Origin of the sequence: Psychrobacter sp. AOP7-A1-24, assembly GCF_052376235.1 — a bacterium.
Classification (GTDB): Bacteria; Pseudomonadota; Gammaproteobacteria; order Pseudomonadales; family Moraxellaceae; genus Psychrobacter.
Window position 1 is genome coordinate 1 of the sequence record NZ_JBQSVM010000017.1, and the last position, 21276, is coordinate 21276.

Annotated in this window: 19 protein-coding genes; 10 read left to right on the plus strand and 9 right to left on the minus strand. The window is 41.6% G+C overall.

Going from position 1 to position 21276, the window contains the following annotated elements:
• Nucleotides 1-604 (plus strand): Na+/H+ antiporter NhaC family protein (locus tag ACT3QQ_RS07495; protein ID WP_444527509.1); only part of this gene is annotated, 604 nt, incomplete at its 5' end.
• Nucleotides 605-669: 65 nt separating this feature from the next.
• On the opposite strand, the gene ACT3QQ_RS07500 is transcribed toward ACT3QQ_RS07495, so the two are convergent.
• From ACT3QQ_RS07500 to ACT3QQ_RS07510, 3 genes are all read right to left on the minus strand, one after another.
• On the minus strand, nt 670-1407 hold the full coding sequence (locus ACT3QQ_RS07500; RefSeq protein WP_444527510.1) for a LytR/AlgR family response regulator transcription factor: 738 nt from the start codon (nt 1405-1407) through the stop codon (nt 670-672).
• A 12-nt stretch (nt 1408-1419) separates the two neighbouring features.
• Nucleotides 1420-3135: a LytS/YhcK type 5TM receptor domain-containing protein gene (locus ACT3QQ_RS07505; protein ID WP_444527511.1), complete on the minus strand. Its 1716-nt coding sequence runs from the start codon at nt 3133-3135 to the stop codon at nt 1420-1422.
• 156 nt (nt 3136-3291) lie between these two features.
• Nucleotides 3292-4548 carry a TerD family protein gene (locus ACT3QQ_RS07510; protein ID WP_444527512.1) on the minus strand — a complete coding sequence of 419 codons (1257 nt, stop codon included), beginning with the start codon at nt 4546-4548 and terminating at the stop codon, nt 3292-3294.
• 287 nt (nt 4549-4835) lie between these two features.
• On the opposite strand from ACT3QQ_RS07510, the gene ACT3QQ_RS07515 reads away from it, so the two are divergent.
• Entirely contained in the window at nt 4836-5975 is a 1140-nt protein-coding gene (locus ACT3QQ_RS07515; protein ID WP_444527513.1) for an ATP-grasp domain-containing protein, read from the plus strand.
• 129 nt (nt 5976-6104) lie between these two features.
• On the opposite strand, the gene ACT3QQ_RS07520 is transcribed toward ACT3QQ_RS07515, so the two are convergent.
• Entirely contained in the window at nt 6105-6845 is a 741-nt protein-coding gene (locus tag ACT3QQ_RS07520) for an MHYT domain-containing protein (RefSeq protein WP_444521327.1), read from the minus strand.
• Between the two features lie 124 nt (nt 6846-6969).
• A complete protein-coding gene (locus ACT3QQ_RS07525; RefSeq protein ID WP_444527514.1) occupies nt 6970-7677 on the minus strand; it encodes a hypothetical protein in 708 nt (235 codons plus the stop codon).
• A gap of 710 nt (nt 7678-8387) precedes the next feature.
• Between ACT3QQ_RS07525 and ACT3QQ_RS07530 the strand changes: the two genes are divergently transcribed.
• The 6 genes from ACT3QQ_RS07530 (at nt 8388) to ACT3QQ_RS07555 (ending at nt 14189) form a co-directional block, all read left to right on the plus strand.
• Nucleotides 8388-9053, plus strand: coding sequence for a hypothetical protein (locus tag ACT3QQ_RS07530; RefSeq protein WP_444527515.1), 666 nt, complete (start codon nt 8388-8390; stop codon nt 9051-9053).
• Nucleotides 9028-9594 (plus strand): S1 family peptidase, encoded by a 567-nt coding sequence (locus ACT3QQ_RS07535; RefSeq protein WP_444527516.1) that lies wholly within the window; start codon nt 9028-9030, stop codon nt 9592-9594. Before ACT3QQ_RS07530 ends, ACT3QQ_RS07535 begins: the two co-directional genes overlap by 26 nt.
• 42 nt (nt 9595-9636) lie before the next feature.
• Nucleotides 9637-10938 carry a phosphoribosyltransferase domain-containing protein gene (locus tag ACT3QQ_RS07540; protein WP_444527517.1) on the plus strand — a complete coding sequence of 434 codons (1302 nt, stop codon included), beginning with the start codon at nt 9637-9639 and terminating at the stop codon, nt 10936-10938.
• A 42-nt stretch (nt 10939-10980) separates the two neighbouring features.
• Nucleotides 10981-11793, plus strand: coding sequence for an HAD hydrolase family protein (locus tag ACT3QQ_RS07545; protein WP_444527518.1), 813 nt, complete (start codon nt 10981-10983; stop codon nt 11791-11793).
• 98 nt (nt 11794-11891) lie between these two features.
• Nucleotides 11892-13058, plus strand: a complete 1167-nt coding sequence (locus tag ACT3QQ_RS07550) for a cysteine protease StiP domain-containing protein (protein ID WP_444527519.1) — start codon at nt 11892-11894, stop codon at nt 13056-13058.
• Between the two features lie 66 nt (nt 13059-13124).
• Entirely contained in the window at nt 13125-14189 is a 1065-nt protein-coding gene (locus ACT3QQ_RS07555) for an HpcH/HpaI aldolase/citrate lyase family protein (protein ID WP_444521321.1), read from the plus strand.
• A 153-nt stretch (nt 14190-14342) separates the two neighbouring features.
• On the opposite strand, the gene ACT3QQ_RS07560 is transcribed toward ACT3QQ_RS07555, so the two are convergent.
• A complete protein-coding gene (locus ACT3QQ_RS07560) occupies nt 14343-15155 on the minus strand; it encodes an alpha/beta fold hydrolase (RefSeq protein ID WP_444527520.1) in 813 nt (270 codons plus the stop codon).
• A gap of 338 nt (nt 15156-15493) precedes the next feature.
• Here ACT3QQ_RS07560 and ACT3QQ_RS07565 point away from each other — a divergent pair, with 338 nt between their 5' ends.
• Entirely contained in the window at nt 15494-16291 is a 798-nt protein-coding gene (locus ACT3QQ_RS07565; RefSeq protein WP_444527521.1) for an enoyl-CoA hydratase/isomerase family protein, read from the plus strand.
• Nucleotides 16292-16407: 116 nt separating this feature from the next.
• Here ACT3QQ_RS07565 and ACT3QQ_RS07570 read toward each other — a convergent pair whose 3' ends face one another.
• The 3 genes from ACT3QQ_RS07570 to acnB all read right to left on the minus strand — a co-directional run bounded on the left by ACT3QQ_RS07570 (nt 16408) and on the right by acnB (nt 20416).
• A complete protein-coding gene (locus ACT3QQ_RS07570; RefSeq protein WP_444527522.1) occupies nt 16408-16848 on the minus strand; it encodes a PACE efflux transporter in 441 nt (146 codons plus the stop codon).
• Between the two features lie 195 nt (nt 16849-17043).
• On the minus strand, nt 17044-17487 hold the full coding sequence (locus ACT3QQ_RS07575) for a DUF805 domain-containing protein (protein WP_444527523.1): 444 nt from the start codon (nt 17485-17487) through the stop codon (nt 17044-17046).
• A gap of 325 nt (nt 17488-17812) precedes the next feature.
• Nucleotides 17813-20416: a bifunctional aconitate hydratase 2/2-methylisocitrate dehydratase gene (gene acnB, locus ACT3QQ_RS07580; protein WP_444521316.1), complete on the minus strand. Its 2604-nt coding sequence runs from the start codon at nt 20414-20416 to the stop codon at nt 17813-17815.
• Nucleotides 20417-20803: 387 nt separating this feature from the next.
• Here acnB and ACT3QQ_RS07585 point away from each other — a divergent pair, with 387 nt between their 5' ends.
• Nucleotides 20804-21214, plus strand: coding sequence for a carboxymuconolactone decarboxylase family protein (locus ACT3QQ_RS07585; RefSeq protein ID WP_444527524.1), 411 nt, complete (start codon nt 20804-20806; stop codon nt 21212-21214).
• Nucleotides 21215-21276: the final 62 nt, after the last annotated feature.

Sequence of the window (21276 nt, forward strand, 5' to 3'; positions counted from 1 at the left end):
TCTATCTGCAGTACTAGTATACGGCGTACTTAAGCAAGGTTGGTTCATGATAGAGATGTCTGGACTATTTATTATTATGGGCATTGTGGTTGGAACGATTGCTGGTCTTAAGCTTAGCGAAATATGCGCTGGGTTCAACCAAGGCTTTAAAGATGTATTGATGGGAGCATTCATTGTTGGCTTGGCTCGCGCAGTCGCTGTAGTCTTAGAAGATGGCAATGTCATGGACACACTTGTATATTCTTTAGGAGTATTAGTTGGAGACTTACCTCCTGAGTTAGCAGCTGTCGGCATGTACTTTGTCCAAACAGCAATTAATTTCGTAATCTCTTCTGGCAGTGGACAAGCTCTTGTTACAATGCCAATTATGGCACCTCTCGCTGATATCGTTGGAGTGACCAGACAGACGGCTGTTCTAGCCTATCAACTTGGTGATGGCTTTACTCATGTCCTTTTCCCAACTAGTGGGTATTTTATGGCAGCATTAGTTATCGCTGGTGTTCCTTATCAAAAATGGTTACGCTTTTTCTTACCTATTTTTGCAGTTTGGGCCATGATTGCCATTGGCGCACTAGTTATCGCTCAGATTATTGGTTGGTCATGATGAATAGTTAAATTATATGATTCTCAAGTAACAGGGATAGAGAACATTTATTCCTGTTATTCATATTACAATCCAAGCGCTTTTTTAATTGCTTTAACGTATGAGCGACTTACCGAAATTTTAGAGCCATTTTTTAGTACAATTAAATAAGTTCGATTGAACCAAGGCTCTAAAACTGCTATTTGTTTGATATTAACGATATAGCCTCTATGCACTTGGATAAAATTATTTCCAAGTTTTTCCTTCACTTTATAAAGCAAGGTGTTTGTTAGGTATTTTTTTTCTAGGGTTTGAATATAAACTTGACGATTTTCAGTACCAATATATAAAATATCTTTCGTATCGATGACAATAATTCGATCAGTTTCTCTTACCGTAATACTATGTTTTTTCTCTTTATTTACTGAATATACAAGCTCAACATTATTTTCTAAATGAGACTTACTATTCAATTCTACTAACTTGTCCACCGTTTTTTGTAGCCTGACTTTATCAACGGGCTTAACAATATAATCTATAGCATCAAGCTCAAAGGCGTCTAATGCGTACTCACCATAAGCAGTTACGAATACAACCATAGGACGTTTTTTCATATTATTGAACTGCTTTGCAAGATCAAGGCCGTTACCATTTTCAAGCTCTATATCCAAAAACACAGCGTCAGGTTGTTTCTCATTAATATCCCATAATGCCTGATGCATGTCTTCTGCCTCACCGATCACTTTTACCTTTCCTGTATCATGTAAAAGATAAATCAGCTCTTGCCTAGCTAATATCTCATCTTCAATAACATACACATTCATCCGCACTCTTCCCTAGTTTTTAGCTGGTAATATAATTGAAACACTAGTTCCTATACCAATCTCACTATCTACATTAAAGCGGACCTCTTGACTATACAACGCCGTCAGTCGTTCTTTTATATTAAAAAGTGCAGTACCACTCCCATCTCTAGACGAGGTTACAACACGCTCACCCAGATCCACTATTCGGTTTGATTCAATACCAACGCCATTGTCAGAAACTTTGATTGAAATTAAGATCTCTGACACTTTTTTAATTTCAATACAAACCACACCTTTTGCTTGTATTCTTTTAAATCCACCGTGCTTTATCGCGTTTTCAACTAAGGGTTGAATAATAAATGGAGGAATAAGATAATCCATTAAATCGGAATCTATCTCTATACGCATCGTCACCTTGTCTGGAAAGCGAGCTTGCTCAATAGCCAAATATGCCTGTACATTATCCATTTCCTTACGAACAGGAACCAAAAAATCGCCAATACCTGTCAAATTATTTCGTAGATAAGTTGACAAATGCACTAATAAATCTCGCGCCAGCATCGGATCAATTCTACATAAAGCGACGATAGTATTAAGAGCATTGAATAGAAAATGGGGCTGTAGTTGCGATTGCAGTGATTCTATTTTTGCATTCTGTAGTAGCTGTTTATGACGCTCAATCTCACCCAGCTCTAACTGATTTGAGAATAGTTTCCCTAACCCTTCGATCAACTCTTTTTCGACGGAAGTAATGTGTGCTGAGCTTTTATAATAAAAACTAAGAGTACCAATTACCTTATTTTTTACGCAAAATGGCACTACCACAGAAGCTCTACTACTAGGTTTATTGGAAAATAGCCATTTTGACTTTGATTCATTTAATACGGATTTTCCCGTTGCTAAAACTGACTTACGCGAAACCAGTTCTTCTTTATCATTTCTCTTTTGATTGGTTGCTTCTCCAGTATAAGCCAGTTCACGTAGCCCTCTAGTAATCGCTACATGCTCTACAGCAGTTAATTTCTTAATAATTTCTGTGCTTTTTTTAGCCGAGTCTTCATTCAAACCTGATCGAAATAAAGAAAAGGTTTGGTCAGCAATTGAGAATGTTTTGACCGTTTGATTTGCTCTCGTTCGTTCTTCTTCTTGTATGGCATTATAAAAAATCATCGCACAAATCCATATGCCAATACTATTTATAATAATAATTGGGGGACCTGTAAAACTAATTAATGTAAGAGCAGTCGTATGATCGGCAGTTAAGACTGGAATGACTAAAATTTGAATGGTTAAAATACCAATACTAATAAAAAACATATATTTGGGCTTGATTAAACCTACTCCGCGCCACTTATAACCAAACCATCCTGCAAGGCAACCGCCTAAAATGGTTACCCAAAAAGTAGCGCTACTGATAAAGCCGCCCATTAATAAGCGATGGGCTCCTGCAAGTAGAGATGCTCCTACCCCAACTATTGGACCTGCAAAAAACCCACCGATGATGATGCCAATATTTCGTGTGTCCACTACTGCATTGTTTGATTGAAGAGTAGGGTTCCATAAGTCAGATATAATGGTATGATTTCCTGGTTCTACAACAAGAGCTGTATAATTACCGATTACTCCAAACATACCAAATATTACTGTTAAGAAAAATAAGTCAAATATTCCAACTCGGTGGTAAATCATTTTTCTAAAGATAGATAATCTAGTTATTAAAAAAGCAATAGTGATAATAAGGGTCATTCTTAATAGCATTTGTATCAGTATTTCCCACATCAAACTCTCTCATTTCTATAGTGGATATAAACCTTTTGACACGTAAGAATTAAGCTGATTATGACCATCACATTTCTCACTAGACGACAATCATAATCGGTATGTCACATAAAGCTGAAGCGCTTACTTACGTCCACGCTTCCAGCTAAAGCCCCAATTAAACGCCTTGTCCATTTCTTGGTGACCTTTAAAGTATTGGTTGATACGCTCAACGTTGATACTACCTTGCTGATTAACCAAACGCGCAATGGCACACATCGGTAGATTACCAGCACCCTCAGTCAAACGTGTCTCAATCGGTGATTGATCTGGTACATGAATAGTCACGACCCCATCGGTTTTTTCCCAGTTGGGTGCGCCTTCGTAAATAAATGCAAAGATAAACACCTCTTCAATCTGCGACCATTGTTGACCATTAATATCCAGCCATTCACCGCCGCTCACCTGCCCCGTTCTATCATCCGCACGTAAGCAGACGTAAGGTGCTGATTGCAAACTGCCAAAGCGATTGCCCAATGCTTGAATAAGGGTTTTTTCACCATTTTTTAGATGAATCATGGCGCCGACATCTAGATCGATACCACTTGATTGATGCTGCTTAAACAGATCTCCTAGTAAGCCCTTTTTGGGCGCTTGCTGATTAGTTTCTGGGCGTTGGTTCCAGTTTAGGTTGACGGATATTTTGCCAAAGTCATCACGTTTTTTCAGATTGATGCTAGATTGATTTTTAGTTAAAGTTATTTTACTTAAGTTAATCGAAGGACTGGCTGGAATTGGTGGCGGCGTACTTGTCTGAGGTGCACTACGCGCTTTTTGCGTATCAATTGGTCGCTGGGTGTTGATAGGTTGAGACTGGTTCTGAGGTGGTGTTTCATCAGCAATCTCAACGCCGAAGTGTTCAGATAGTGGCTTCAACCCACCATTGAACCCTTGCGCAATAAATCTAAATTTCCAGCTCCCTTGTCTGCGGTAACATTCAGCCAATATAATCGCCTTTTCATTACGTCCAGTACTATTCAGCTGACAAGTCATCAGCACCTGACTGCCTTGCAGCACTTGAATATCGACATCACCCACTTGTGCAAGCGTTTGCGCACTAGAAAACGCAAGTGCTATTTTTTCAATACTTGCAGGCTGTGCAGACAAGTTAACATCAAAAAATCCATCACTGTCATGTCCACGGAAGCTAACGCTACCATCATCACTACGTGTCTGACCATAAAATACCATATCACCATCACCGCGTACTTTGCCGTCAGTAGTCAGACGATAAGCAGCACAATCAATGGCGTTTTGGCTTAAAATACGAATACTAATATTGTCAGTTGGTAATGGCGCATTGGCACCTGCAATCAATTTCTGAGGTTGGTTTTGACTCATCATACGTCCTTTAGATTATTTATCATGCTGTGGTCATTTTCATGCTGACTATCATCATATAGTAGCATGGATATTATGAATATTTTTTAACCAGACAATTGTGATATAAGCGAGAAAGTCATTCTTACAAGTCTCTACGCCTATTCCATCAGAGACATTTATAACGCCTATCATTCGTATATAATACGTTCTATTGAACCGTACACCTTTTCTAATATTACTACTAGATTGCGAGAGCAACATTAAACTGCCCATTCCCTACACCTGATGATAATGCTGAGAAAATTATGGATAACCTTGCTGACAATAGTAATCCCTCAACACCAGTAGCAGCCTGGTTAGCTGAAGGTCAATCTAGCCAGCGTGATATGTTGGAGAGCTTACAAGCTCTAAAGAGCAAATCAACCACCCCTTTCCAAGTTATTGCTTCACACCGTCATGACAGACCCGAGATTTTTGAATTCGCCGATATGGTTTATCGCGAGCCATCTAACTCAACCGTAGATACTGAGACTCACACGACTAGCGAACCTGCCATACCGCGCTGGCAGTTCGTATTGGAACACGCGCAAAAGCACAATGTAAAAGTACTACTGACTGGGCGCAATGGTATTGATTATGAAGCACATCGTGAGAAATTCGACGCTGCTGGTATTCGCTTATTAACGGGAGCAACCAGCGTGGCGGCACTAGAGTCAATCGATGATAAATTTGCTTTTATGCAGCATTGTCATACTCACAATATCCCAGTGGCAGACGCATGGCGTTTTGACAATGCCGTAGAGCTTGAGGCCTTACTAGCTGAGCATGGTGACCAACCTCTATGCGTTAAACCTGTTGTCGGTATTTTTGCACAAGGGTTTTGGCGATTAGATACGGGTAAAGCAGATAGCACTGCGTATGATAGCTTTGAACACTTATACTTCACTGAAGGGAAAAAAATCAACACTGCACAATTTGTTAACGCCTATACCAACAGCCAAATGGTACGTGAGCGCCCTATTCCAATGCTCTTAATGCCTTACTTATCAGGGCAAGAATACTCTATTGATGTCGTCTGTGAATATGGTGAAGTTCTAGCTGCTGTCACTCGTCATAAAACAGGAAAGATACAACACATTGGTTACGAGCAGTCTGTCATGGATGTCGTAATCCCATTGATTAGAGCTTTTGGCTGTGATGGCATCGTCAGTGTACAAACCAAAGCGGACAGTAGCGGTCAGCACCGTGTTCTTGAGATTAATAGCCGCCCATCAGGTGGTATTGGTTATACCTCTCATAGTGGAATTGACCTGACACAAGTTGGATTTTCTTATTGGTTGGGATTGTCAGAGAGACCTAACTTGGAGGAGAATGTTCAGCGTATTGAACCATGTCAAATACGCTCTGTTATGATGAGTGTCAAAATCGAAAAAGATGCTGAGTAAATGATTAACTAAGCATATATTTAGTTGGCAAATGATTTCAACAGGCATAAAAAAGGTTTTTAGATATGAATCTAAAAACCTTTTTTATTATCTTCACTTTTAAGCATTATTAAAAATGAGTGCTTTGAACTATTCACCAAACACTAGAGTTGCTTGCTTAGGCGCATTTTTGGAAGCAATGACCCATAGTAAACTCAATACAACTGCTGAACCAATGAAAATTATAATCGATGAAGAAATGGCACCTGCATGCGTATAGTCCATGGGCATCACATGATCAGTCATTGTCATTTCCATCGCGGCTATACCAGTATAATGCATACCACATACTGCAAGCCCCATAATGAAGGCGCTACCAAAGCGCTGTGATGTACCACGTAGATTAAATGCCAACCATAACGCAGCGATAGCAGCTGCAATAGCAATTACAATTGATAAAATAAGTAACGGGATATTGTATGTCATGGTAGCGTCCATTTGCATAGAGGCCATACCTGTGTAGTGCATAGCTGCAATACCAAGTCCAGTAAGGACACCGCCACCAATCAACTTGGCAACGCTTGATTCACCACGGCCTACGATAATGATACCAACAGCAACGAAACAGACCGCGAGCAGCATTGAGACAATTGTTAGACCCAGGTCATACGTCACAGGCATTTTCATATCCACTGCCATCATACCGATATAGTGCATAGACCAAATCGCACCACCAATGGCAATCGAAGATAGCGCCACCCAAAAATATAAATCTGTACCTGGCTTAGCGGAAGGGACTCGGATGGCAAGGTTTAAGCCAACATAAGAACCAAACACTGCAATGGCGTATGAGACCAACACCAAGAGTAAGTTATATTCAACTTCCATCATTTTTTTGCCTTTTATCTATCATAAGAGTTGAGCCAAATAACCTTACTTTTATCGCAACACAGTGTGTCATTCGCTCATTGTTTTTGTTTCGCATAGATATAAAACTATCTATGTATTATTTTTTCTACCCAATGGTAAATTCACATATATTGGTACTGCCTGCACCGCAATTAGTTTCTTCAACTTGAATCACATCTATAGCAGGATTACTTGCCAAAAAGCCCTCTATATAACCTACGATGAAATGACAACCTGAATGAGTATGGTCTGCTGACTTACAAAATGAACATTTTATTAAATATATAACATTGTTCTTTGCCTTAACTTTAGACAGTTTTTTTAAAGCTGGCACAAGCTCACGAGTGATAGTAGTAGGCATCTTAAGCGGGCTACCAAGTGAATAATCGCGTTGGTAAATACCGCCGCCAACCTTACGACCTAACTCCTGTAATGCAGTTACACGTCGCTCAATAGGCAAACTATCCTCATACTGACTGACAATATCTGCTATCTTAGGATAGTAGGCACCAATAGCTGATAAGACACTTTTTTCATCTAAGACTTTTTTTGCAGGCGCGGCTGATGAACCCCCTTCTTCATCTATTTCTAAATTAAAGAGTGTACATCCCTCAATCGAAGACAAGTCATCGATTAAATCTTCCTGTGTCTTAGACCCCAAACTTCTTGCGATCACATGAATGATATTACCACCATTCTCTGAAGCTTCTTGTCTTTGAGAAACCAGCTGATAACCCGCTTTGATGAGCGGCGAAATAACATTGACCAAACGAATACGTTCAGAAGACGTTTCTAATGCACAAGAGAATTTCACAGAGCACTCCTTTTCTTAAAATACTGCTACACTTTTTTATATCAAGCTATCTAGATAACCAATTAATAAATATAAATAACGTTTCAAAAGTTCGCCCGACTGGCTTTCTCACAATATAAAACATATGCAGACTTCAACCACACAACAATTTTTATATATCTTTTGTATTATAAGAGATGGAATAGAGACAGTAGACAAAACGTTAATTTTATAATTATCAGGCAGACAAGCGCGCTAATTATTAAGAGCTTATCAATTAGAAAATAGCAATAATCTCGAAAATAAAATTGAAATAAACAAGTTTGAACCAAATACTGTTTTCAAACTTTTCAGATAACACTTGCTCACGATAAAGTTACTAAACAGCAATAGATTTTGATTGTATTATTACTGGAATTTTGTTTTGTGGCAATACAATATATTACTTCGTCCGATAAATGGCTACATCAGCCGACAAATGGCTAGACTATTGAGTCATATAGTTATTTATTAAAATTAATAAACAACTGAAAGATATTTCCAAACTACTTAAATCTTGATTGTATAATTATTCTTAATTATTTATTAAGCATTGTGTTAAATTTTTCTTTTTGCAAAAATAAGTTTAAAGTAAAATTAAAACCCTTTATGCAGTCAGGTTTTAGTCATAATAATGAGCTCATTAAATAATAAAGATAACCATAAGCGCTAGAAGAAGCCAAGGAAATTTAATGTCGAAGCAAGTTGAGTTAATACTAGGTGCTAATACTGTTATCACAAATACAAAATGTTCGATCGCATTTTCTACTGGTAATACGCTTAAATTTGGCCAGCAACTTGGGCTATTATGGTTACCATTAGATGCTAGTCGCAAAGCAGCTTGCAGTCCTGCTTATCTGCATGAGCCCAAAGAATGGGCACAGCTTGATAATAAAGATAATTCAAGCGTATGGCAGTTAGATTTGCCCCAGTTATTTGATCAGCAAGACGTTAATTTCTTGCAGCTGATTGCTTATGTTTATCATGATCCAAGCCTAAACTTGCCAGCGGTAGAGTTAAACGACGTAGGTCTTACGCTTAACAACGGTGATATTTACTATAACTTCACAACAAACGAGCGGCATGTCAAAGCAGCGATTATATTAGAGATATATCAGCGTAATGGACAATTTAAGTGTCGGGCGCTTGGTGAGGCATCAACGCAAGGTTTAGCAAGCCTTGAGCATCACGTACAGGTTAGCTTAGATGTTCGTCCACCTAGTACACATGCACTTATTCAAGAAGCTCCACAGCAGCAGCATATTCAGCCAAATAATGACGCTCGCCCTCCTCGTCAAATACAAGTAGGTGAGACTTGGACGGGAACATCATTTGCTCACCTGCTATCATGTAATTGAGTCAGCAGCGATGGTTGGCATACGTCAGCAAGGTCAGCCTGATCGCGAGGCACAAGTCGTGCTCAACGATATCGGGAGCGATTCAGCGATTATTAGAGTTAGCGATCCTTTGCCTAGCTACCTCCCATTGGCGCAGCAATGTGTTGATATATTGAGTGAGACCATTACCACACTGGGGTTTCCGTTATCAGGACTGAGTAGCCAACTACAAGTTACCCAAGGCTGCATCTCAGGATTGACAGGATTCAATAACGATATCCGTCATATACAATTCACTGCGCCTATTCAGCCCGGTTCTAGTGGTAGTCCTTTATTACTACCGACTGGAGAGGTGGTCGGCATGGTCACATCAAGCCTAGTTCATGAGCATGCACAAAACATGAACTATGCGGTGAAATTTCAGTTATTATCTGCCCTACTGGCGAGCGCTGGCATCAGTTTAAAGAACACGACTGATTTAACAAGCGCTACGCCTCTCACAACACCTCAGTTAAGTAAGCAAAGTCGCAGTGCCTTATGGCTAGTTGGCTGTCAGGGTTAAAAATCTACAACGACATATAAATAAAAGTGCCAAGGAAAATAAATGTTAAATGAGCAACACAGTACGACCATCACCCTACCCCGTGGTACGCTAGATCTGACTTATCAAACTAACTCAGCTATCAATAAAAATGGCGCTGAAAAACGCGACAGTTATCAATTAGAAGATTTACTCGGATTTGCCCAACGTATTAATCCAAAACGTGCGTTTTTATTTGTATCAAAAGTGCTAGGTCGACATATTCCAGTAGTGCCTAATATCATGCGTAGTGCTTTCACCGACTTGGCAAACTTAGTACCTAGCGATTTACCTCAACCTATTCTAGTCATTGGTATGGCAGAGACTGCTGTGGGTCTATCTGCTGGTGTTCATCAAGCGCTACAAACGCGCTATCCTCAAGCGCTACTATTGAACTCTACTCGTCATGCACAGCACGGCGAAAGTAGTGATCCGAACGGTACCGACTCCTTGCTAACGACATTTTGTGAAGACCATAGTCATGCTAGCCAGCATTTGATTTACCAAAGCAAAGATAGCGTTACTCAATCGCAGCTACTGGCCAGTAAAACGCTGATCATGGTCGATGATGAAGCATCAACGGGTAATACCTGCGTTAATGTCGTCACTGCGCTGCGTAACGCAGGACTGACCCAGTTAGAGCAAGTGCACCTAACAACATTGGTCGACTGGTCATTAGATCAAGAAAAACCCAATTCACAGTCGAATGCTAAGCCTGCACGTATGGCGGATCGTCTCGCTGGTATTGAGTTTCATCGCCATCATTTGCTGTCTGGCGCATGGCAATGGACAGATGCACCCAATCCTGAACCTATTACCATGCCATCGGTTGATACCACTGCTGCTGGCAGTCAAGCGCTTGGTCATACTGGTAATTGGGGCAGACTTCCAACACTAGATAGTACGGAGGGGTTTCGCAACTATCTTTCGAACTTCCAAACTGCTTTTACGCACTTCAATAGCCGAGAAAATTTCGATGCTACTCAGCTACCAAAAAAAATCTTAGTATTGGGTAGCAATGAATTTGTTTGGTTGCCTTTTTTGTTGGCAGAATGGATTGAGATAGAGTCCAAAAAGCTCAACTCTGACATGAATCCTATCGTTAACTTTAGTGCGTTAACCCGTTCACCAATTGCCCTTGGTGGCGCAATAACCACGATGCTGAGCTTTAGCGATAACTACGGACTTGGTATGACCAATTTTGTTTACAACGTTGAGCCTAGCAATTGGGATTTGATTGTATTGTGCGTGGAGACATCAGCTGATAGTGTGGATGCTATGTGGCGAGGTTTGGATAACGTGCTGGTGGTGAGTCCTAGTCATTAAACTGCTCTATCACTTTCAAACCTATTATTTATGGACAATGTCATGACTACCCCATTTTTCACAGCCAGCCCAGATATTATAAAGCCTTATGCTTTGATGGATTTGGACGACACATTATTTCAAACCCAGCGTAAAATTGACGCTTGGGACTTGCCCACTACTGAACCTGAAAGCTTGGCATGTGCGACGGTCAATAAGCAAAACGAGCCGCTAAGCTTTATGAGCCAGCGCCAAGTAACCTTTTTTAACTGGTTACTTGCTAGTACTGAATTAATCGTAGTAACAGCACGAGATCGTAGTGAGATCAAACGTGTCAAATTGCCTTTTGATAGCTGGCAAGTATTGACCCATGGGGCGATTATTTTAACGCCTGACGGAGATCTTCTGAGCAGTTGGCAGCAGTATATGTATAATAAGCTTGCGCCATTGCAGAATAAATTGAATCAACTCAGCCAGCTATTTGCTAATCATAGTAAAAACGTTCAAAGTCATCTGGTATTCACACCGCATATTGATAGCTTCGACAATGGTACTGTTGATGACGAGTTGACGATTTATCTGGCTATTAAACATGCGCAAAAAGACCATCAAGCGCTCATAGATTTGGCTGAGAAACTACCAAATTTGATACGTGATTTTGATCAAGACTTCTATGTACATGTGAATGCCAATAACCTAGCGATATTGCCTCATGCGGTACATAAACGCCATGCCGTGGAATTTCTATTAGAGCATCATTTAGACCATCAGCGTCCGAGTTTTGGTTTTGGTGATAGTTTAGCTGATCTACCTTTCTTACAGTTATTGGACTGGTACGGCATGCCTAACCATGGCCAATTACATAATCAGTACTAGCTTAAACCGTCCGGCTAAACCAGCAGTTTAAACCGCAGCCACGCAAATCAACTGTTATTATCACGAGTGCTATTATTTATACTATGACTTTACCTAATATGCAGACAAAAAGAGCCAATTTAAAAAACTATGGCTCAGGCAGCTATCTTGCAAACGACGTGACTGTCCTACTCGATATGGTGGATAAAGATGCGGTGGCTGATGTGCCGGTCAGTCAAAAAGAAGCGCTTATCCAAAGCGGGCAACGCCATTACTCTGACATGCTGACTTTAGAGCAAGCACCTACTGCAATGCATGAGCAGCTATACATACAAGCATTAGAACAAGGGTCAACAAGAACCGCGACCGATATCGCTCATTTATCTCATACGCTACATCATGTTTTTCAGCAAAACGTGAGTGATGAGCATCCACTGGTTTTGGTCAGTTTGGTACGAGCTGGTCTACCAATCGGCGTATTATTACAACGTGCACTGTCAGATACAGATAGTAGCTATCACCTGCCAAGTATACATTATGGCATCAGTATCATTCGAGACCGTGGTCTTGATCCTGTGGCCCTGCAAATGCTATTGGAAGCCTATCCAAACAGTCCGATTGTATTCGTTGATGGTTGGACAGGTAAAGGCGCTATTTATCAAGAATTAGCTCGTAGTCTAGAAACGTTTAGCGATTCTACTCATGTTAATTTTGCCAACATCTTCCATCAAGGCGCTGACGTCATTCCGTTACTTACTCTTGCAGATCCTGCTGGCGTTGCTTGGTTGGCAGCAAGTGAAGAAGACTGGCTAATCCCGTCGGGTTTGTTAAATAGCACCGTATCGGGGTTGATTTCGCGGAGCTTATATACAGAGCCGTTATCAGGCCTGCATCGTAGTGTTTTCTATGATGACTTAATTGAAGTAGACCACAGCTTGGCGTTCATCGACCATATTGATACAGCAAGACGCTCATTGGCTATAAATCCAGTATGTTTACCGACCTATCAGCAGCCACGCTACCAGACTGCTGCGTTAATAGAGGCACTGGCAGTAGACTATGATATCAGTAATCGTAACCGTATTAAGCCGACTATTGCCGAGGCAACACGTGCCATATTGCGCCGTGATCCCGAACGTATATTACTCGCCACGGCTGAGCATCCTGATACCGTACTGCTACGCCATTTATGTGCACAACGAAACATTACTATCAGTGTATTAGGTGATAAAATACTGCCTTATCAAGCCATCACTCTTATCAAACAACGCTCCAAAGATAATTAGTATGCTTAGCAATATTAAATACTTTCTTTTTTATTCTCTTACTACCCTCTACTTATGATGCCAACTATGTCAGATATTCAAAACCGCAAGTCGGACTTTTACAGTGATACCCAATCTTACGCACATCTGATTACTGAGCGTCATGCGATGATCAAACCGTGTACGCACCACCCATACCAGCTAGGGGCAAGCCTATACATGCCTGCAACTCGGCAAGATATCTGGCAAGTAATCAAGCGTGACAAGTTACCAACGATTAATAGTATTATTATTTGTTTAGAGGATGCAGTCAGTCAGCAGGACGTCGAGTTGGCGCTTGAGCGTTTGCGAACCCTGCTCGAGACATGGGCAGAGCATGTGAATAGCATCAATGCGCCATCTAAATCAGCAAAGGTTCATGCTCAGCACCCTACCCGTCCACTAGTCTTTATACGTCCACGTAGCCCAATGATGCTACAGCAATTGGCTGATTATACTCATATCGATTTAATCGATGGTTTTGTTATGCCAAAAGTTGATATGTATAGCCTCTCTAACTGGCGTATGGCTTGTCAGAACCTAAAAGTAGATCAGTTACTTATGCCGACGCTTGAAACTGCAGCACTGTTTAATCCGCATCATAATCAGGAGCTTGCCATCGCTTTTAAAGAAGCATTTAGCCAGCCAGTTTTTGCATTGCGTATCGGTGGTAATGACTTATTTGCAGCATTGCGCTTACGTCGCCCGAAAAACAGCATTGTTTATGATTCACCTATCGGCACGTTAGCATATCAAATGCTGGGCTGTTTTGTGCCGCATGGTTTTTACCTTACCGCGCCAGTATTTGAATACTTGGATCAGCCGACACTGTTTATGCAGGAATTGAACCGAGATGTCAGCTTAGGTATGGTGGGCAAAACTGTCATTCACCCAAGCCAAATCGCCCTAGTACAACAGGCTTACTGTGTGCCGTTGAGTACACTTGATGAAGCGCAAGCGATCCTTCACTCTGAGGCCAAGGCGGTGTTTAAATACAATAATACGATGTTAGAACCTGCAACACACCGCGCTTGGGCAACTGAAATTGTCAATCGTGCAGAAGCTTTTGGAACTATTAATGACGGGCATAGCCAGTACAGCTCACGAATGTAACTATCATTGTTGATACAGAAAGCTGTCTATCGTCTAACAACTTGCACCATGCAAAAAGCCGCTATCAAATAACAGGTAGCGGCTTTTTTATATAGATATTTGCTTAGGAGTTTTTATAGATATGAGCTTTAAAGCGCTCGAGCGATACCTATATTAAGCACAACTTTCTAAAAACTGACGTAGTACTTGATTCACTTGATCAGGCTCTTCTACTGTCGATGTATGACCCGCACCTTTGATAATAGCGAGCTTGGATCCAGCGATAGCAAAATGCATGCGTTCAGATTTGGCATAGGGCGTGGCGGCATCTTCATCACCAACCACGATCAATGTCGGCGTTGTAATATCACCTAATTGCTCATAAGTACCTGTACGCTCAATAACGCCCATTGTTGCTTTAACCACGCCGCCCTTGCGATTACTTTGTAGCATTGTCAGCCACTGCTTACGGTCAGATTTGCGCAGCTTGTCTGCCAAAAACGTACTGCCAAACATGATTGGCATCACTTTATTACTTACACGCTTCATACCTAACCAACGAATGGCTTTGACCAGTTTACGGTACTGTGGCACGTTATTTGGATCTTCAGGATCAGCAGAGGTTTCTAGCAGCGTTAATGACAATAACAACTCAGGGCGCTTGAGCGCGATACGCTGAGCCACGAACCCACCCATAGATAGCCCAACAAAGTGACATTTATCAATACCAAGCGCTGCAAGTAAGCCGATCGTATCCTCAGTCAGCGTCTCCATATCATAGCCAGACTTGGTAATCTGCGACTGACCTTGCCCGCGAAAATCAAAAGCAATACAACGATAGTCTGCATGAAAATGCTCTACTTGCTTGTCGTACATCTGTGAGCTCCACAGTAGACCATGGGCAAATACGATAACGGGCTTTTGTGTGTCGTTCGGTGCACTGTCCTCGTAATAGATATCAGCGTTATTTACAGTAATAGTTGGCATAACCACATCCTTGTTTGATCAATGAAAAATTCGAGCGTACCCTTGTGTCTTTTACGACTCTTTGATGCTCAACCTGGCATATTAGCATAATCTATTGGCCCTTTAGGTCATAGCCTTTTTACGAGCCAGTCGTTTTGTCCCATTAGACAGCATCAGTTTTTACGATAGAATAGTAAAGTTTACCAGCCTGTAGATGTGTCTTAAGCGCCCACAAAACACGCTTTTATAATTTTAACAAGCTGCTATAGTAATCAGCATTGAATCATTTTATCTTTATTTCATACTATTATCATTGATACAAAATATTAAAACCGTCATTTAAAATAAGGAAATATCGAATGTCACAGTCTCTCGTCGATTATCAAGTTGAAGGTCATATTGCTACCATTACTTTTAATGATCCAAAAAGCTTAAACGCTTTTGGCACACCCCTAAAAAACAACGTACTAACAGCGCTGGATAAAGCAGCTACAGATGATCAAGTACGGGTGATTGTTTTGCAAGGAGCCGGTGGTAACTTCTCAAGCGGTGGTGATATCAAAGAGATGTTGTCTGAAGGATTAGATAAAGATGTTATCTCAAATAAATTAAAAGGTATGGTAGAAGGTGCAGGCGAAGTCAGCTTAAAACTACGTCATATCCATAAACCGATTATTGCCAAACTAGAAGGCGCTGTGGCTGGTGCGGGCATGAACTTAGCCCTTACTTGTGACTTTCGTATTGCCGCAGACAATGCAAAGTTCGTACAAGCGTTTGTTAATATCGGCCTAGTTCCAGATGCGGGTGGAATTTACTTATTAAACCAATTGGTCGGTGCAGCAAAAGCTACTGAACTTGTGATGCTGGGTGATAAACTCAAAGCAGAAGATATGGCGCGTTTAAATCTAGTGAACAACGTGGTAAGTATTAACGAGCTAGAAGCCACCGTACAAGCATTGGCGCTACGATTGAGCCAGCTACCAGGTAAAGCCTTGGCATCTATGAAAGAGAGTTTCAATGTACATGCTTTTGCTGGTTTGAGCGATGCGTTAAATATGGAAGTTGAACAACAGACCACGATGGCAAAAACTGATGACTTTATCGAAGGGGTTAGCGCCTTTATCGAAAAGCGTAAGCCTGTCTATCAAGGTAAATAACACGTCAGTAAACTACTCAATCGGACAGCTGAACTTGTTTTGATTAGACAATCTATAGTGATACCGTAAGAAAAGGGCTGCCAATATGGTAGCCCTTTTTTAGTCAATATCTTTAATTAAGAAGCGGTCGCAGGTTTGGAATGATTAGGCAAAGTGAACACCTTGTCAAAAATCAGAGTAAACGTAAAAGTATAAATTAAGAAAAACAGCAATAGCGCGACTTCCATCATAAAGGCTTTTACTAGACCAACATCGTACCAAATCATATACAGTGGCAAGCAGATCAATACTAGCCCGCCTTCAAAGCCGAGAGCATGAGCACTGCGTATCCATAACGTACGACGTACAATACGCCTGCGACGTTCCCACGCTTCGAAAGCAGTATTATATATAAAGTTCCAAACGACGGCTGCCACCGACATCAATACAGCCACAGGTAGGGACTCTGATGCGTCGCTATGACTGAGTTTCATCAATATTAGAGTAGATAAGATAATCGCGATGATTTCAAAAGCTGTCACATAAACTAAGCGACGTTTAAGTGGTGATAAGGTCATCAACCAAGACTCCAAAGCACATAAGTGCGTATCAAAGTATCGGTCCGTCCCGAGTTAGAAAAGAGAGGTCAAGTGCATAGCCACGGTTTCTGCCTGCCCATACATTATACAGAAAATAGGTCAAAAAATCATTGAGCACATTTGTAAACAGACGTAAGCAGCTTTATTAATGTTTAGCACCTGTTTGAGTCCAGACTATTTTTCTGGCAGACCCCATTTATTGGTTTCAGGTTTGGTATCACTTACTAAAAATACCAATAATATAATAGAACCTATCAGTGGCACTATCCCTATCAGGAACCACCATCCTGAGCGGCTAGTATCATGTAAGCGGCGAATAGTTACGGCAAGACCAGGCAAAAATAAACCAAGCACGGCCACTATGTAAAACAAACCTGTCTCTGAGCTAAATACTATTGCGTCTAGAAGCATTGCCGCAATCATCACACCCACTTGTACTAGGAAAAAATACCAATACTCTTTACGGCGAGCGCGGCCCGAAAAATTTGTATAATTTCTCATACCCTTTTTAAACCAGTCAATGATGCCATAGTTCGCTTCAGCACTATGATTGTTAGCCATCGTAGATCTAGGCAGTGGCGGCGGTGTCGATTTATCAAGCTTGATATTATTTTCCATAGGGCTTTTTGTCTCAGTCGTGAAAGGTAGAAATTGTCAATTAATGTCATTAACAATTAGCTTTGATTATAGATACCCAATAAAAGTTTGTAAATAAATACTATCGTCAATCCTCTATAAAAGAGTGACAGCGTCAACCTCGCTTGAAGTAACACATATACATCTGTACTCGGTTGCCTTGTCTCTCTTTTAAATCGAATCAAATATATTTATCTTAGGTTTTTTAACAAAAAACCCCGCATCATGACGATACAGGGTTCTTTTATTTTTAAGTATAAACTTTTACGTATTCAGCTTCTAATCTTGAAAGCTTATATACTCAAGACTAGGTCAACTGAGCAACGTTGATTTTGTCTGCTTCTTCAGTATAGTCTTCCATACGGTCGAAGTTCATGTATTGATAGACTTCATCACCCATGCTGTTTAGCATACCAGCATACTGCTGATACTCATCGTTAGTCGGCAGTTTACCAAGTACCGCTGCGACTGCTGCAAGCTCTGCAGAAGCTAGGTATACGTTAGCGCCTTGACCTAGACGGTTCGGGAAGTTACGAGTTGAGGTCGATACCGCAGTAGATTTCGGTGCGATACGTGCTTGGTTACCCATACATAGTGAACAACCTGGCATTTCAGTACGAGCGCCAGCTTGAGCGTAAACATTGTAGTAGCCTTCTTCCATCAACTGGCGTGCATCCATCTTGGTAGGTGGTGCAATCCATAGACGAGTTTTCAGGCTACCTGCTGGTACGTCTTGTAGCAATTTACCAGCGGCACGGAAATGACCGATGTTGGTCATACATGAACCAATGAATACTTCATCAATGGTGTCGCCAGCGACGTCGGCTAGTGTCTTAGCATCATCTGGATCGTTCGGGCAGCATAGGATAGGCTCTTTAATCTCGCTCATATCGATAGTGATGTCGATAGCGTATTCAGCATCGTCGTCAGCACGCATGAGGCTTGGGTTAGCCAACCACTCTTGCATCTGCTCAACGCGGCGACTAATAGTACGTGCATCGCCATAGCCTTCTGAAATCATCCACTTAAGCAGCGTGATGTTTGAGTTTAGGTACTCAGTCACTGAGTCTTCAGACAATGTGATAGTACAGCCAGCAGCACTACGCTCAGCTGATGCATCAGATAGTTCGAACGCTTGCTCAGCGGTCAAGTCTTCTAGACCTTCGATCTCAAGAATACGACCGTTGAACTCGTTGATTTTACCTTTCTTATCAACCGTCAAGTAACCTTCTTTGATCGCTTGATAAGGAATCGCATGTACTAGGTCACGTAGAGTGATACCAGCTTGACGCTCACCAACAAAACGAACACGGACAGATTCAGGCATATCAAGTGGCATTACACCAGTTGCAGCTGCGAAAGCAACTAGACCAGAACCCGCTGGGAACGAGATACCCATTGGGAAACGAGTATGCGAGTCACCACCAGTACCCACGGTATCTGGAAGTAGCATACGGTTCAACCATGAGTGAATGATACCATCACCTGGACGCAAGCTTACGCCGCCACGGTTCATGATAAAGTCAGGTAGTGTGTGTTGAGTCTCAACGTCAACTGGCTTTGGATAAGCAGCGGTGTGACAGAATGACTGCATCACTAGATCCGCTTGGAAACCCAAACATGCTAAATCTTTTAGCTCATCACGCGTCATTGGACCAGTTGTATCCTGAGAACCGACAGTTGTCATTTTAGGCTCACAGTACATACCAGGACGTACGCCTTCTAGACCACAAGCTTTACCAACCATTTTCTGTGCTAGCGTGAAGCCTTTACCAGTATCAGCTGGCTCTTCTGGCTTAGCAAAGACATCTGAATGACCAAGGCCCATGTACTCACGGGCACGGTTAGTCAGACCACGACCAACGATCAATGGAATACGGCCACCAGCACGAACTTCATCAAGCAACGTTGGTGAGTTCAATTCAAACGTTGATAATACTTCATCAGAATCATGCTTAGTGATTTTGCCTTCGTATGGATAGATGTCAAATACATCGCCCATGTTTAGGTTATCGACAGCAACTTTTTCGATTGGTAATGCGCCAGAATCTTCCATTGTATTGAAGAAGATAGGAGCAATGTTGTTACCCAATACTAGACCGCCACCACGTTTGTTTGGCACGTTAGGGATGTCTTCACCCATTAACCACAATACTGAGTTGGTTGCAGACTTACGGCTAGAACCCGTACCAACGACATCACCAACATACGCCAACTGATGGCCTTTTTGCTTCAGCTCTTCGATTTGCTTCATTGGGCCAACAACGCCCTCTTCGTCAGCATTGATGCCGTCGCGAGAGTTTTTGTGCATGGCTAGTGAATGCAATGGAATATCAGGACGGCTCCATGCGTCTTGTGCAGGTGACAAGTCATCCGTATTGGTCTCGCCAGTTACTTTAAACGTCGTGTAAGTGGTTTTTGCTGGTACTTCAGCGCGGTTCAAGAACCATTCTGCGTCAGCCCAAGACTGGATCACTTCTTTAGCAATAGCGTTGCCAGCTTCTGCTTTTTCAGTCACATCATTGAACGCATCAAATACTAGCAACGTCTTTTTCAAGGCTTCAGCAGCGTCTTGAGCAACTTCGCTATCATCTAGTGCAGCAACTAGTGGCTGTACGTTATAGCCACCTTGCATCGTACCTAGGATTTCGACCGCTTTTTTCTTGCTGATAAGAGGTGATGATGTTTCACCTTTTAAGATCGCAGCCAAAAACGCTGCCTTAACGTATGCCGCTTGGTCAACACCAGCAGGGATACGGTTTTCTAGCAGGTTCATCAAGAATGCATCTTCGCCTGCAGGTGGGGTTTTTAGCAATTCAACCAACTCTACCACTTGTTTCTCGTTCAGTGGTAGGGGTACAGTTCCTAGCTCAGCACGTTCTTCGACATGTTTACGATAAGCTTCTAACACAATAGTCGTCCTCGTCAGTTGGGTTTAGCACATTACGTGGGTAGTCAGCATGACAGCCTTCGTCTATATACTATAGGGAATAATTATCCGTGCAATCATATCTTAAAACGCTTTAAATGTTAATGGCTCAGCTCTGAAAAGGCGCATAGTAAGGCCATATTGAACATTTATTATAAAAATAGTGCCATCAATAATATGATTGTAGCGCTTATTATAACTGGTATTTGCCTGTTTACGCTTATCAATAAGCACTTGCTTTATGACTAAAAGTCACCATATGACTGTTATACGCTTTTGTAACGAATAACTTCAACAACATCTGGCTTAAAAAAACGTAGCAATATCGATTCATTAGCAGTCGAGTTGACACAATATTAAGGAGACGGTATGAGTGATAGCAATACGGACAATAATACTAATTATGACAATGGTCTCAAGGTACGTACCGAGGTCATGGGTGCGCAACACGTGAAACGCTCACTTGATGCTGCCACAGGGTTTACCCAGCCGCTACAAGACTGGATTATCGAACATGCTTGGGGCAGTACTTGGCAAGATGACTCAGTATTGCCGCGCAAGTATCGCTCATTAATCACCATTGCCTTTTTAATCGCCCAAAAAAGCCCAAGCGAGTTGAAAGGTCATATACGCGGCGCCATTAATAATGGCGCTAGTGTCGCTGAGATTAGAGAGGTGCTGATGCACAGCTTGCCGTATTGCGGTGCACCCGCCACTCAAGAAGCATTTCGCGCCGCCATAGATGTACTGAATGAGATGGAAATTGATATAGATATTTAAAACTATGGTCGTCAAAGCAATCGTAGTAACCTTAACGAAATCGTAATCTTAACAATATTGTT